The sequence below is a fragment of the Streptomyces sp. NEAU-YJ-81 genome (assembly GCF_017592595.1).
Lineage (GTDB): Bacteria > Actinomycetota > Actinomycetes > Streptomycetales > Streptomycetaceae > Streptomyces > Streptomyces hygroscopicus_B.
The window spans coordinates 78,508-92,682 of record NZ_JAGFNO010000018.1 but is presented as its reverse complement, the minus strand read 5'-3'; the positions used below and the strand labels follow the sequence as shown (position 1 = coordinate 92,682).

10 protein-coding genes are annotated in these 14,175 nt (G+C 72.1%); 5 read left to right on the top strand and 5 right to left on the bottom strand.

The annotated features are described in order from the left end of the window. Positions 1-175 precede the first annotated feature (175 nt). Positions 176-4,051 (top strand): ABC transporter ATP-binding protein, encoded by a 3,876-nt coding sequence (locus J5X86_RS31305; RefSeq protein ID WP_208520153.1) that lies wholly within the window; start codon positions 176-178, stop codon positions 4,049-4,051. 260 nt (positions 4,052-4,311) lie between these two features. Here the strand turns inward: J5X86_RS31305 and J5X86_RS31300 are convergent, their stop codons facing one another. Continuing rightward, on the bottom strand, positions 4,312-4,755 hold the full coding sequence (locus J5X86_RS31300; RefSeq protein ID WP_078641555.1) for a hypothetical protein: 444 nt from the start codon (positions 4,753-4,755) through the stop codon (positions 4,312-4,314). Between the two features lie 183 nt (positions 4,756-4,938). On the opposite strand from J5X86_RS31300, the gene J5X86_RS31295 reads away from it, so the two are divergent. Together J5X86_RS31295 and J5X86_RS31290 are read left to right on the top strand one after the other, a co-directional pair. Beyond that, the gene (locus tag J5X86_RS31295) at positions 4,939-6,342 is read left to right on the top strand and encodes a S28 family serine protease (protein WP_208520066.1); all 1,404 of its coding nucleotides are present in this window, start codon (positions 4,939-4,941) and stop codon (positions 6,340-6,342) included. A 96-nt stretch (positions 6,343-6,438) separates the two neighbouring features. Then, entirely contained in the window at positions 6,439-7,221 is a 783-nt protein-coding gene (locus J5X86_RS31290; protein WP_208520065.1) for an SDR family NAD(P)-dependent oxidoreductase, read from the top strand. Between the two features lie 7 nt (positions 7,222-7,228). On the opposite strand, the gene J5X86_RS31285 is transcribed toward J5X86_RS31290, so the two are convergent. Next, positions 7,229-9,151 (bottom strand): glycoside hydrolase family 3 protein, encoded by a 1,923-nt coding sequence (locus J5X86_RS31285; RefSeq protein ID WP_208520064.1) that lies wholly within the window; start codon positions 9,149-9,151, stop codon positions 7,229-7,231. A 235-nt stretch (positions 9,152-9,386) separates the two neighbouring features. Between J5X86_RS31285 and J5X86_RS31280 the strand changes: the two genes are divergently transcribed. Beyond that, positions 9,387-10,607: a macrolide family glycosyltransferase gene (locus tag J5X86_RS31280; protein WP_208520063.1), complete on the top strand. Its 1,221-nt coding sequence runs from the start codon at positions 9,387-9,389 to the stop codon at positions 10,605-10,607. Positions 10,608-10,960: 353 nt separating this feature from the next. Here J5X86_RS31280 and J5X86_RS31275 read toward each other — a convergent pair whose 3' ends face one another. Next, positions 10,961-11,875, bottom strand: coding sequence for a LysR family transcriptional regulator (locus J5X86_RS31275; RefSeq protein ID WP_208520062.1), 915 nt, complete (start codon positions 11,873-11,875; stop codon positions 10,961-10,963). A 131-nt stretch (positions 11,876-12,006) separates the two neighbouring features. Here J5X86_RS31275 and J5X86_RS31270 point away from each other — a divergent pair, with 131 nt between their 5' ends. After that, positions 12,007-13,068 (top strand): EamA family transporter, encoded by a 1,062-nt coding sequence (locus tag J5X86_RS31270; RefSeq protein WP_208520061.1) that lies wholly within the window; start codon positions 12,007-12,009, stop codon positions 13,066-13,068. On the opposite strand, the gene J5X86_RS31265 is transcribed toward J5X86_RS31270, so the two are convergent. Next, positions 13,042-13,839: a sugar phosphate isomerase/epimerase gene (locus J5X86_RS31265; RefSeq protein ID WP_208520060.1), complete on the bottom strand. Its 798-nt coding sequence runs from the start codon at positions 13,837-13,839 to the stop codon at positions 13,042-13,044. The two genes, J5X86_RS31270 and J5X86_RS31265, sit on opposite strands and share 27 nt — an antisense overlap. A 102-nt stretch (positions 13,840-13,941) precedes the next feature. Further along, positions 13,942-14,175: hypothetical protein (locus J5X86_RS31260; RefSeq protein WP_208520059.1), on the bottom strand; the 234-nt coding region annotated here is incomplete at its 5' end.

The following is a 14,175-nucleotide window of genomic DNA, read 5'->3' as shown; positions in this document are numbered from 1 at the left end:
TGCTGAAGGATGAAATCCGCACATCAGTGTGTTGGTGTCGTCCGGAAGCGTGTGCGGATCGGGAGGTCAACGGGTGGCGGACGTAGCGACGGACGCAACGGATGAAACGGGCAAAAAGGATACGGGTGGGCCGGATGCGGACGGGCCGGATGCCGGGCAGGGCTGGGTAAGGCGGCTGTTCGGCTATTGCTGGCTGTACCGCAAGGATGTGCTGCTCGCCCTGGGTGCCTCGCTCGCCGGAATGGCCGTCATGGCGCTCGTCCCGCTGGTGCCGAAGCTGATCATCGACGATGTGATCGTCCAGCATGACCGGTCGCTCGCCCCCTGGGCCACCCTGCTGATCATCGCCGCCCTCGTGGTCTACGTCCTCACCTACGTCCGCCGCTTCTACGGCGGACGGCTCGCCCTCGACGTCCAGCACGCCCTGCGCACCGAGATGTACGCGTCCATCGCCCGCTTCGACGGCAGACGGCAGGACAACCTCTCCACCGGCCAGATCATCGGCCGGGCCACCAGCGACCTCCAGCTGATCCAGGGCCTGCTCTTCATGGTGCCGATGATGATCGGCAACATCCTCCTCTTCCTGGTCTCGCTCGTCGTGATGGCGACGCTGTCGCCACTGCTCACCGTCGTCGCCCTCGCCGTCGCCCCCGCCCTGTGGATCCTCGCCTCGCGCAGCCGCATCCGGCTCTTCCCGGCCACCTGGTACGCCCAGGGGCAGGCGGCCGCCGTCGCGGGTGTCGTCGACGGGGCGGTGACCGGTGTCCGGGTGGTCAAGGGGTTCGGGCAGGAGGAGCAGGAGACCGACAAGCTGCGGGCGGTCGGCCGCCGGCTGTTCGCCGCCCGGCTGCGGACCGTACGGCTGAACTCCCGCTACACCCCCGCCCTGCAGGCCGTCCCCGCCCTCGGCCAGGTCGCCATGCTGGCGCTCGGCGGCTGGATGGCCACCCGCGGCCAGATCACCCTCGGCACCTTCGTGGCCTTCTCGACGTATCTCGCCCAGCTCGTGGGCCCGGTGCGGATGCTCACGATGCTCCTGACCATCGGGCAGCAGGCGCGGGCCGGGGTCGAGCGCGTCTTCGAGCTCATCGACACCGAGCCGGTCATCGACGAGCGCCCCGGCGCCCGGGAGCTTCCCGAGGACGCCCCCGCGACGGTCGAGTTCGACCGGGTGAGCTTCGGCTACGACCCCGAGCGCCCGGTGCTCTCCGAGGTGTCCCTGCGGATCGAACCGGGCGAGACCCTGGCCGTCGTGGGCGCCTCCGGAAGCGGCAAGTCGACGCTGTCCATGCTGCTGCCGCGCTTCTACGACGTGTCGTCGGGCGCGGTGCGGATCGGCGGCCACGATGTGCGGGAGCTGACGTACGACTCGCTGCGCGGCGCGGTCGGCCTGGTGCCGGAGGACAGCTTCCTCTTCTCCGACACCGTGCGCGCCAACCTCGCCTACGGGCAGCCGGACGCGAGCGAGGAGCGGATCCTGGCCGCCGCCCGCGCCGCCCAGGCCGACGGCTTCATCTCCGCGCTGCCGCACGGCTATGACACCGAGGTCGGCGAGCAGGGGCTGACCCTCTCCGGCGGCCAGCGCCAGCGGCTGGCCCTGGCCCGCGCGATCCTCACCGATCCCCGGCTGCTCGTCCTCGACGACGCCACCTCGGCGGTGGACGCGCGCGTCGAGCACGAGATCCACGAGGCGCTCCGGGGCGTCATGGCGGGCCGTACGACCCTGCTGATCGCCCACCGCCCCTCCACGCTCGCCCTCGCCGACCGCATCGCGGTCCTGGACCGGGGCCGGGTCGTGGATGTGGGCACCGACGAGGAGCTGAGGGCGCGGAGCGCCGTGTACCGGCGACTGCTGGCGGACGACGCCCAGCCCGCCGCCGCCCGGGGCGGGGACGATCCGGAGCACGCGGTGGGCCTCGCCGGTGGGTTCGGCGGGGAGTCCGCCGCGACGGCGCTGGTCGAGCCCTGTCTCGACGGTGAACCGCGCGGAGACGGCGACCAGGTGGCGGAACTGCTGCCGCACGGGGACGGCGACCACGTGGCGGAACTGCTGCCGCGCGGCGGGGACGACCCCGAGCACGCCGACGGCTGCGCCCGCCCCGGCGGGGTGACCCCGGAGCTATGGGTGCGGCCCGATGGTGACGGCCGTAAGGGCGACACGGGAGCGGGAGCCGGGGCGGCGGCCGTGGCCGGGCCCGGGATCGCCGGGGCACTGTCCGGAATGCCCGCCACCCCCGACCTGCTCGCCAAGGTCGCCGCCCTGCCGCCCGCCACCGACACCCCCGACATCGACGAGGAGCAGGCCGCCCGCCCCGAGGAGACCTACGGACTGCGGCGGCTGCTGCGCGGCTTCGGGGCGCCGCTGTCGGTCGCGCTGCTGCTCGTCGCCGTGGACGCGGTCGCCGGGCTGCTGCTGCCCGTGCTCATCCGGCACGGGATCGACCAGGGCGTCCAGCGGCTCGCGCTCGGGGCGGTGTGGGCCGCCTCCGGGCTCGCGCTCCTCGTGGTCCTCGTGCAGTGGGCCGCCCAGATCGGCGAGACGCGGATGACCGGGCGGACCGGTGAACGGGTGCTCTACGCACTGCGCGTCAAGATCTTCGCGCAACTGCAGCGGCTCGGCCTCGACTACTACGAGCGCGAGCTGAGCGGCAAGATCATGACGCGGATGACCACCGACGTCGACGCGCTGTCCACGTTCCTCCAGACCGGGCTGGTCACCGCCGTCGTCAGCCTGCTGACCTTCTTCGGCATCCTGGTCGCGCTGCTCATCATCGACGTGGGCCTCGCGCTGGTGGTCTTCCTGACCCTCCCGCCGCTCATCATCGGCACGGTCGTCTTCCGGCGCCTCAGCGTCAAGGCGTACGAATTGGCCCGCGAGCGCGTGAGCGTGGTCAACGCGGATCTGCAGGAGAGCGTGGCGGGGCTGCGGATCGTGCAGGCGTTCCGGCGCGAGCGGTCCGGCCGGGAGCGGTTCGCGGCCCGCAGCGACGCCTACCGCCAGGCGCGGTTGCGCGGTCAGCGGCTGATCTCGGTGTACTTCCCGTTCGTCCAGCTCCTGTCGTCCGTGGCCTCCGCGCTGGTGCTCATCGTGGGCGCCGGACGGGTCGGGGACAACACGCTGTCGGCCGGCGCGCTGGTGGCCTATCTCCTCTACATCGACCTGTTCTTCGCCCCCGTCCAGCAGCTCTCCCAGGTCTTCGACGGCTATCAGCAGGCATCGGTGTCACTGGGCCGCATCCAGGAGCTGCTGCGCGAGCCCACCACCACACCGGTCGCCGACGACCCGCGCGAGGTGCGCACGACGCGCGGCGAGATCGCCTTCGACGATGTGCGGTTCCGGTACGGGGACGACGAGGAGGCGCTGGCGGGCATCTCGCTCACGATCCCCGCGGGGCAGACCGTGGCGTTCGTCGGGGAGACCGGGGCCGGTAAGTCCACCCTGGTCAAGCTGGTGGCCCGGTTCTACGACCCGACCGGGGGCGCCGTGCGGGTGGACGGCACGGATCTGCGCGAGCTCGACCTCACCGGGTACCGCGGCCACCTCGGGGTGGTCCCGCAGGAGCCGTATCTCTTCCCCGGGACGGTGCGCGACGCCATCGCCTACGGACGGCCCGGCGCGAGCGACGCGGAGGTGGAGGCCGCCGCGCGGGCAGTCGGCGCCCATGCCATGGTGGCGTCGCTCGACGGTGGCTATCTGCACGAGGTCTCCGAGCGCGGGCGCAATCTCTCCGCCGGGCAGCGGCAGTTGATCGCGCTGGCGCGCGCCGAGCTGGTGAACCCGGACATCCTGCTGCTCGACGAGGCCACGGCCGCGCTCGATCTGGCCACCGAGGCCCTGGTCAACCAGGCCACGGATCGGCTGACGGGACGGCGCACCACGCTGGTCGTCGCACACCGGCTGACCACCGCCGCTCGTGCGGACCGGGTGGTGGTCCTGGACCATGGCCGGGTCGTCGAGGACGGCACTCATGAGGAGCTGGTGGCGCGGGACGGCCGGTACGCCGCGCTGTGGCGCACGTTCATGGGCGAGACGGCCCCCGCGACCGTCTGAGCGCGCCGCTGGAAGTGTCCCGACCTGCCGTCGTGAGAGCGTCACTTGGAGCTCGCCGAGAGCCCGCCGACAGCTCGCCGGTGGCCCCGCCGACGCGTGGGCCCTTCGTCGCGTGGGCCCTTCGTCGCGTGGCAGCGCGGCGGATGGGCCCGCGTCGCAGGGGCGGTGTGTCTGGTGTGGGTGGTGTGGTGGGGTGTGCACCGGTCATCCGCCGTACGGCGGTGACGCTTAGCGTTCGCCCGCTGTTACGTACGGTAACATCACGGTTCCATGCCGCTGGCCCTCGCTATGGCCTCCACCTCCCGCCGGTCCTGCTCCCGCTGCTCCGCCTCGGCCGCCACCCGCTGCTTGTGGCGGTGCAGGAAATCGGGGTCCCCGGCCCGCTCCTGAGGCACCAGCACCTTCATGCCCTTGGCGTGCGGGCTGTCGCCGAGGTCGACCACCACCCGCTCGTCCTGGGAAGTGAGCAGGCCGAACAGCACCAGCAGCTCGGCCTGGAGAGCGGGGGTGAACAGCTCTTTCTCCTCCGGCCCCATACCGAGCTCGTACGTCCCCCCGCGGACGGCCGGTGAGGTGCTCAACTCGCGCAGCAGCCGCATCAGCAGCTCGAGTGAGCGGGGATCGATTCGTTCCTGCAATTCGTTCAGATACCGCGTCAGCCGCTCGGCCCGTTCACTCCGGTCGTGCCGTTCGTCTCGGTCCATACAGGCAGCATGAGCCATCACAGCCCGCTACGAAAGAGGGCGACGGTAACAACTCTCCGTATTCGGCGTCGTGTTGGAGCACCGACGACCTCTGGCGACCCGAGTGTGTGCCCGGATAGGTTCTCGGCGGCCTGTGCGAATTCTCGGGCTACAAGGGTCATTACGGCAACAAGGGGAGGGTGCATGCGCAAGATGCTCAGATGGCTGTTGGCGCTCGCGATACTGATGGGGGCGGTCGGTGCGGGCGCCGGAGGCGCGTCCGCGGAGCCGGCCGCCCCCGCTCAGCCGGATATCAAGGAGCGCGTCCTGGCGATTCCCGGGATGCGTTTCGTGGAGGAGCAGCCCTACGAGGGCTATCGCTTCCTCGTCTTCACCTACGCCCAGCCGGTGGACCACCGGCATCCCTCCAAGGGCACCTTCCAGCAGCGGTTCACTCTGCTGCACAAGGCCACCGACCGGCCCACGGTCTTCTACACCTCGGGCTACAACGTCACCACCGCACCGCGCCGCAGTGAGCCGACGCAACTGGTGGACGGCAACCAGGTGTCCATGGAGTACCGTTTCTTCACTCCCTCCCGGCCGCAGCCCGCCGACTGGTCCAAGCTGGACATCCAGCAGGCCGCGGGCGACCAGCACCGCCTCTACCGGGCGCTGAAGCCCATCTACGGCAAGAAGTGGCTGGCCACCGGCGGCAGCAAGGGCGGCATGACGGCCACCTACTACCGCCGCTTCTACCCGCACGACATGGACGGCACCGTCGCGTATGTCGCGCCCAACGACGTGGCCAACAAGGAGGACTCCTCCTACGACCGCTTCTTCGCGGGCGTCGGCACGGCCGAATGCCGCACCAAGCTCAACGCGGTGCAGCGCGAGGCGCTGGTGCGGCGTGACGAGATCGTGAAGCGCTACCAGAAGTGGGCGGACGACGAGGGGCAGACCTTCACCGTCGTCGGCAGCGCCGACAAGGCGTACGAGAACGTCGTCCTGGACCTGGTGTGGGCCTTCTGGCAGTACCACCTGCTGAAGGACTGCGCGGACGTCCCCGCCCCGACCGCGTCGACCGACGAGCTGTACGGCTTCATCGACGAGATCTCGGGCTTCTCCGCCTACACCGACCAGGGCCTGGAGACCTACACGCCGTACTACTACCAGGCGGGCACCGAGCTCGGCTCGCCCACCTTCAAGACCCCGCACCTGGACGGGCTGCTGCGCTACCCCGGCATCTACGCCCCGCGCAACTATGTGCCCCGCGACATCCCGATGCGGTTCAAGCAGGGCGTGATGCGGGACGTGGACAGCTGGGTGCGGCATGACGCACGGCGGATGCTCTTCGTCTACGGCCAGAACGACCCGTGGGGCGCCGAGCGCTTCCGGGTCGGCAAGGGCGCCAAGGACTCTCACGTCTACACGGTCGCCGGCGGCAACCACGGCTCCAGCATCGCCCAGCTCACGGGCGAGGAGAAGGCCGAGGCCACGGCGGAGGTGCAGCGGTGGGCGGGCGTCAGCCCGACCAGCGAGCCGCTCGCCCGGCATGACGCCAAGCTGGACCGCCGCGAGGTCGAGCGCGAACCGGCCTTGCGGCCGTAAGTGAGCCCATTCGTGGCGACGAGGGTGTCCGCCCCGGCGGACACCCTCGTCGCGGGCAAAATGAAGCATGTCTCCACATGACCGAAGGGCACCACGATGGACCTGAAGCTGACGGGCCGCCGGGCCCTCGTGACCGGTTCCAGCTCCGGGCTCGGCGCGGCGATCGCCCGGCTGCTCGCCGCCGAGGGCGCCGATGTCGTGGTGCACGGCCGGGACGAGGCCCGGACCCACGGGGTGGCGGAGGAGATCGGCGCGGCCGCCGTGGCGATCGGCGACCTCGCCACGGACCAGGGCGCCGACGCGGTGGCCGCTGTCGCCGGTGAGGCCGACATCCTGGTCAACAACGCCGGTGCGTACGGCCACCCGCACCGCTGGGCCGAGGCCACCCCGGACATGTGGGCCCGTTTGTACGAGATCAACGTGATCTCCGCCGTACGCATGATCCAGCGGCTGGTGCCGGGGATGCGCGAACGCGGCTGGGGCCGGGTGATCCAGATCGGCGGCGGCCTCGCATCGCAGCCGATGCCCGAGCAACCCCACTACAACGCCACGCTCGCCGCGCGTCACAATCTCGCCGTCTCGCTGGCGCGCGAGCTGAAGGACACCGGGGTGACGTCCAACGTGGTCTCTCCCGGGGCGATCCTCGTCGACTCGGTCAAGGAGCTGGTGACCGCGCTTGCGCCGGAGCACGGCTGGGGCGAGTCCTGGGAGGAGATCGAGCCCCATGCCACGCGCGACTTCGTGCCCAACGACATCGGCCGATTCGGCCGCCCCGAGGAGATCGCGGGTGCCGTCGCCTATCTGGCCGGTCCGTACGGCGCCTACGTCAGCGGCGCCACGCTCCGCGTGGACGGCGGCACGATCCGCTCGGTGACCTGACCGACGCTCAATACCCCAGCCCGTGCCCGATCGGGTACAGCACCCGGGACGGATCGTCCGCGCGCCGCACCGCGACCGGCAGCTTGCCTCGCGGGGTGACCCGCCCCGCGATCACCCGGGCGGCGGCGCGCAGCTCCACATCCGTCCAGCAGTACGTGGCCAGCGACGCCCCGGGCTCCGTGCCGCGTCCGCCCAGCCGCGCGATGTCGTACGGGTCGCGCAGCGCCAGATGCACCACCGGCACACCGGTGGCCACCAGCCGTGCGACCAGGGTGCGCTGGGCGGATCCGGGCGTGATGTCGTACGTCGCCACGATCACCGCGTCCCGCCCCCGCGCCGCCGCGACCGACGCCTCGATCCGCTCGGGCGAGGGGCCGGGCGAGCTGCCCGTGCCGGTGGGCAGCGCCTCCGCCTTGAAGCCGAGGCCGGACAGGGCGCGGGCCAGAACGGCCGTCGGCGGGCCCCCGGTGCCCGAGGGCGCGGCGGCGTCCACCCCCACCACCAGCAGGTCGTGATGGCGGCGCGGCGACAGCGGCAGCAGCCCGCCACGGTTGGTGATCAGCGTGGTGGTGCGCTCGGCGATCCGGTCGGCGGTGGCACGGTGCTCCCGGGTGCCCACCGTGCGGTTGACCGCGCGGTCGCTGGTGTACGGATCGTCGAACAGCCCCCGGCGCACCTTGAGTTCCAGGACGCGCCGCAGCGAGCGGTCGATCCGGTCCTCGTCGAGCTCGCCCGCCCGGACGGCCTTGCGCACCCCCTCGAAGGCGCGGGACAGGCTCGGCGGGTTCAGCAACTGGTCCACCCCCGCCTTGAGCGCGAGCACCGGCACCCGGTCGTCGCCGTACTTCTCCCGCACCCCCTGCATGCCGAGCGAGTCGGTGACCACCACCCCGTCGTAGCCCAGCTCCTCGCGGAGCACACCGGTGAGGATGGGGCGGGAGAGCGTGGCGGGGTCGTCGGCCGGGTCGAGCGCGGGGAAGAGAAGATGCGCCGTCATGATCGAGTCGATCCCGGCCTCGATCGCGGCCCGGAACGGCGGCGCGTCCAGCCGCTCCCACTCCTTGCGGGAGTGGGTGATCCGCGGCAGGCCGACATGGCTGTCCACGGAGGTGTCGCCGTGGCCGGGGAAGTGCTTGGCGGTGGCCGCGACCCCGGCGCTCTGATAACCCTCCACCTGGGCCGCCACCAGCCGGGCCACGGCCTTCGGATCGGCCCCGAAGGAGCGCACGCCGATCACCGGGTTGGCGGGGTTGACGTTGACGTCCGCGATCGGGGCGTAGTCCTGCCGGATGCCGAGCGCGGCCAGCTCCGCCCCCGCGGTGCGGGCGGCCGTACGGGCGTCGGCCGCGCTGCCGCCCGCGCCGAGCGCCATGGCGCCCGGGAACAGCGTGGCGGGCGCGCCGACCCGGGCGACGGTGCCGTACTCCTGGTCGGTGGAGAGCAGGACGGGGACGGGCACGGAGGCGGCCAGCGCGGCCTTCTGGATGCCGTTGGAGAGCGCGGCGACCTGGTGGGGGTCGCGGATGTTGTGCGCCCAGCGGATGTACATCACCCCGCCCACGTGGTACTTCGCGATCAGCTCGGCGGCGTTGTCGACGCCGATGTCCTTACGGTTGGCCGCGACATCGGCCGGGTCGGGGTGGGTGGCCGAATGCCCGTACACCCGCATCACGAAGAGCTGGCCGATCTTCTGGTCCAGCGTCATCCGGCCGATGAGCTCGTCGATCCGCCGGCGGTCGCGCTCCTGGTCCCGGCCCGGCTGTGTGGTGGCTCGTGAGGGCGTCGCGGAAGGGCCGCCGGAACCGGCGGCGGTGCGGCGCGCGGGGGCCGCGGGCGCGGGGGAGCTGTTCGTCGGCGCACTGCAGGCACCGGCCGCGGCGGCGGCCAGAGTGGCGGTGAGCAGGGCGCGGCGAGACGTCGTCGTGTGCACCCGCACTCCTTCCATGGGACGTTCGGAGGGGGTGGCCGATGGTGGTGCAGGACACGCTGGGACACAAAGCGCTGCCGGGTCAAGGAGAGTTGGACTTCCTGACGGCCCGGAAGCGTAAAGGAAAAGACTCGTTAAAGTCAGGGATCTGGCGCTCGTGCGAAACCGGCGCTAATGTATCAATCGGGTATGCGCACTATTTGTATGAGGCATCCGTTCTCGCTTAGGTTCCGTTTTCATGAGCCCATCGACGGGTGCCAAGCCCCCCACACATATCGCCATGTTCGGCATCGCGGCGCACGGGCACGTCAACCCGAGCCTGGAGGTGATCCGCGAGCTGGTGGCCCGCGGCCACCGGGTTACCTACGCCATCCCCGAGTCGTTCGCCGAGAAGGTCGCCGAGACCGGCGCCGAGCCGAAGACCTACACCTCGGTCCTCCACGGTGAGAATGTGCCGGGTGCCAGAGGCTCCGAGCTGATCGACTACATCGAGCCGTTTCTCACCGAGGCGGAGCAGGCGCTTCCGCAGCATCTGGCGGCCTACGAAGGCGATGAGCCGGATCTGGTGATGTACGACGTCACGGCGTACCCGGCGCATGTCCTCGCCCATCGCTGGGGCGTGTCCGCCGTCGAGCTCGCCCCCAGCTTCGTGCCCTGGGACGGGTACCGCGAAGAGGTCTACGAGCCGATGTACGCGCAGCTTCGGTGCTCGGAGCGCGGCCGGGCCTACTACGCGCGCTACCGCGCCTGGCTCGAGGACAACGGGCTGGCCGGCACCGACCCCGACCGGCTCATCGGCCGCCCCAGCCGCTGTGTCGCCCTCATCCCCGAGCTGCTCCAGCCCAACGCCGACCGCGTCGACCCGTCCGTCTACAGCTTCGTCGGCGGCTGCCACAGCGCCCGCCGCGACGTGGCGGAGTGGCGCCGCCCGGAGCGGGCCGCCGAGACCGACCGGATCCTGCTGGTCTCGCTCGGCTCGACCTGGACCAAGGAGCCCGGCTTCTACCGCGCGTGCGTCGCGGCGTTCGGCGATCTGCCGGGGTGGTACGTGGTGCTGCAGATCGGCGAGTTCGTCGACCCGGCCGACCTCGGAGAGATCCCCGCCAATGTCGAAGTGCACAGCTGGATACCGCAGTTGAGCATCCTGCGGAAGGCCGACGCCTTCGTCACCCACGCGGGCGCGGGCGGCGCCCAGGAGGGGCTGGCCTGCGGGGTGCCGATGGTCGCCGTACCGCAGGCCGTCGATCAGTTCAGCAACGCGGACACGCTGGAGGCGCTCGGGGTCGGCCGCCATCTGCCCAAGGAGGAGGCCACCGCGTCGGCGCTGCGCAAGGCGGTGCTCGACCTGGTGGACGACCCCGAGGTGGCCGCCCGCTGTGCCGCGCTCAAGGCGCGGATGGCCGCCGAAGGCGGACCGGACCGCGCGGCGGACCTGATCGAGGCGGAGCTGCCCGTCTGACGGCTCCCGTCCGACGGCCGCCGTAAGGGCGGACCGTGCCCTCAGGGGTGCCCCTTTGGGTGCCCCTCGGTGTGGCCCTTGGGCGCCGCCGACGCTCTGGGAGGGGTGTCGCGTCGGCGGCGGGGTGCTGGTGGCCGCGGGCGGCGGAGAGGTGGTCAGCGTCGCAGCCAGCGGCGAGGCCGATTCCGCCATGCGGAGACTCCCCATCAGCACACCGCTTCGACGCGTGGCGGCCCGCGCCGGTTCCGCACAGGGTGTGCGCGGCGCGGATCGGTGAGGAGGGGCGTACGCGCCCCAAGTGGCGGCATGGGGTAGCCAGTTGAGCCGGTGCTGCGTTGATGGTCGGCCGGTGCTCAGGCCGTGCGCTGCGGCCAGAGGCCGCCGAGCAGCCGCACCGTTTCGGTGATGGCGGGGCGGCGGGCCGCGCCGGTGCGCCACAGGGCGTACAGCCGCCGTACCGGGACCGGCTCCAGGGGCAGCGCCAGCACCCCGTCCGGCAGCGGACCGCGCCCCAGACGGGGCATGAGGGCGACGCCGAGACCGGCCGCCACCAGAGCGATCTGGGTGTGGTTCTCGGCGGCCTGGTACGCCAGGTCCGGCTCGTGGCCCGAGGCGCGCAGCGTACGGACCAGCCAGTCGTGGCACACCGACCCGGGCGGCTGGCAGATCCACCGCTGGCCCGGCAGGTCCTCGCGGCGCAGCGCCCGCCGTGCGGCCCGGTCGGCCAGCGGATGTCCGGCCGGGACGAGCAGATCGCACAGATCGTCGCCGATGACCGCCCGTTCCTGCCCCTCCGGGGCGGGCAGCGGGGCGATGTCCCAGTCGTGGGCCACCGCCAGGTCGATGACCCCCTGCGCCACCAGGTCCACCGACAGATGCGGATCCACTTCGAGCAGCCGGGCGTCCAGGGAGGGGTGTTCGGCCACGAGCGCGGCCAGCACCGCGGGCATCAGCCCGCGCGCCGCCGAGGCGAAGGCGCCGATCACCAGCCGGCCCGTGGGCTGTCCGCGCCGCTCCTCCAGGGTGGTCTCGGCCGCCTCGACGATGGCGAGCAACTGCTGTGCGGTGGCGGCCAGATGGCGGGCCGCGTCGGTCAGCACGATGCCCCGGCCCTGCCGTTCCAGAAGGGTGGTCCGGGTCTCCCGCTCCAACTTGGCGATCTGCTGCGATACGGCGGACGGGGTGTAGCCGAGCGCGGTCGCGGCGGCGCTGACCGAGCCGTGTACGGACACCGCATGGAGCGCCCGCAGCCGGGCCAGATCGAGCATGGGCCCTCCCCCTCACACCTTTGGCTGGTCCCGCATCTTTGAACCGGTCTCACATCTTTAACCGTTACTGCATCCAAGCATGAAGACATCCGCGCTGGTGCTACAAGGTCCCGGCACCTGATCCTCGACCCATGCGACCTGTGCACATAGCCCTCGCCGTGCTGGTCACGGCCCTGTGGGGGGTCAACTTCGTAGTCATCGAGGTGGGCCTCGACCACTTCCCGCCCCTGCTCTTCTGCGCCCTGCGATTCCTGGTGGCCGCGCTGCCCGCCGTCTTCCTGGTCGGCCCGCCGAGGGTCGCCTGGCGATGGATCCTGGGGGTGGGGCTGGCCCTGGGCGTGGCCAAGTTCGGGCTGCTGTTCATCGGGATGCACGAGGGGATGCCCGCCGGGCTGTCCTCGCTGGTGCTGCAGATCCAGGCGGTGTTCACCGCGCTGTTCGCGGCCGTCGTACTCGGCGAACGCCCCGGCCGACGGCGGCTGCTGGGCATGGCCGTCGCCCTCGCCGGGATCGCGGTGGCCGCCGTGGACGAGGGCACCTCGGGGCCGCTCATCGGCTTCGTCCTCGTCGTCGCGGCGGCCGCGTTCTGGGGCGTCTCCAACGTCCTCACCCGCAAGGCGGCGCCGCCCGACGCCCTGAACTTCATGGTGTGGGTGAGCCTGGTGCCCGTACTGCCGCTGCTCGGGCTCTCGTTGATGTTCGAGGGCGCGCGGCCCGACCTCGATGCGCTGAGCAGGCTCGACTGGGCCGGAGTGGGCGCGATCGTCTATGTCGCCTGGGTCACCACCGTGTTCGGCTTCGGGGTCTGGGGCTTTCTGCTGCGCACCTACGACGCCTCGACGGTCGCCCCCTTCTCGCTGCTGGTGCCGGTCTTCGGGATGTCCTCGGCGGCGCTGGTGCTGGGGGAGGGGATCAGCGCACCGCGCTGGCTGGCGGCGGCGCTGCTGGTGGGCGGCGTGGCCCTGACCTCGCTCCCGCGCTTGCGCCTACGGCGCCTATGGCGTGGGCCGCGCCGTCGAGCTGAGGTGCCCGGGGTGGGCGCCCGCCCCGATGCGCCTGGGGTGGACCCCCGCCCGGAGCCGGACGGCCCGGAGCCGGACGGCCCGGAGTCGGGCGGCCCGGAGTCGGGCGGCCCTGAGCCGGGGTCTGCCGGAGCCCCGGCGTGGTCAGACCGCGTCGGTCAGCAGACGTAGGAGGTGCTCCCGGCCAGGGGCCAGCAGCTCCGGGAACTCCCGGGCCTGCGGATACCACCGCTTCTCGTACTCCCAGCACAGCCAGCCGTCCCAGCCCTCACGGCTGAGCAGCTCCACGCACTCGGTCAGCGGCAGCACCCCCTCGCCCAGGGGCAGCGGGGTGGTGTCGTCGGCCGAGGCGATGTCCTTGACCTGGACGTAGCCCAGATGCGGGAAGAGCGCCGGATAGCTGGTGGCCGGGTCCTCACCGCCTAGCCAGGTGTGCATCACATCCCAGATCGCCCCGACGTTGCCATGGCCGACCAGCCCGAGGACGCGGGCCGCGTCCGCGCCCGTCCGATGCGAGTCGTGGGTCTCCAGCAGCAGCTTTACGCCGAGGTCGGCGGCGCGGGGCGCGGCCGCCGCGAGCCGCCGGGCGGCCGTGGCGTCGGCCTCCTCCGGGCTCTGCTCCCCGCCGCCGGGGAAGACCCGGACATGGCGGGCGCCCAGGTCGTGGGCGAGCTCCAGCAGCTCCCGCAGCCCGGCCAGCACCGGCTCGTCCGGCCCGGCCTGGGCGGCGCGCACATACCCGGCGACGGTGAGGATCTCGATCCCGGCGTCCCGGAACTCCGCCACCACCCGGGCGCGCTCGTCCGCCCCGATTCCGGGGTGCACCGGCTCCTCGGGGTGGGCGCGCAGCTCCACGCCGTGGTACCCGGCCCCGGCGGCGAGCCGGGCGACGTCGGACATGGGCATACCGGGGACGCCGAGAGTGGAGAAGGCGAGCTTCATGCGGGCTCCCTTGATGGGGGTCGTGCGGTTCGTGGGGATCTTCCTGCCCTTCATCCCGGACGCTAAGCAGGGGCACGAGTCGGGTCAATCCTGACCTCACGCCTACGGCGTGTCTTGGCGGGTAGCCAGGCCGTGGCCCCACCACCCGGGCCTGCGGGCGCCCGGTGCCCCGTGCGGGCGGCCGGGCCCGGCGGGGTCGTGGTCGCTCGGCCCGCAGCGTGCGGGCTGCGCCTGCCTCAGGTCTCCGAGGAGGGTGCGGGGGTTGTCCCGGGGGCGGCGCGGACGGCCTCGGTAGTTGGCCAGGCCGTGGCGGCCCGTTACGTCGTGGCCGACCGC